The 274-nt window shown below is 67.2% G+C and carries 1 pseudogene; it reads left to right on the top strand.

The annotated features are described in order from the left end of the window. Positions 1-274, top strand: a pseudogene (locus tag SB772_RS40755) (hypothetical protein); the annotation flags it as partial.

Raw genomic sequence — 274 nt, forward strand, 5'->3', positions numbered from 1 at the left:
GGTGCTGCCGCTGCCCGACGCGCGCGAATGCCATCTGATCGCCACCGGTCCGTCGATCAACGAGATCGATTACCGCGCGCTCGCCATGCCGCGCGTGATGGGCGTGAACGGCGCCATCGCGCTGCAGGAACGCGCGGGCGTGCGCTTCGACTACTACTGCATCGTCGACACGGGCTTCGCGCGTCAACGCGTCGATCTGGTCGAGCGCGTGATTCGCGAGCCGCTCACGCTGTTTGCGACGCCGGTCGTGCTCTGGCATATCGTGCAGCGCTTC

Source organism: Paraburkholderia sp. SIMBA_030 (assembly GCF_046535245.1).
Classification (GTDB): Bacteria; Pseudomonadota; Gammaproteobacteria; order Burkholderiales; family Burkholderiaceae; genus Paraburkholderia.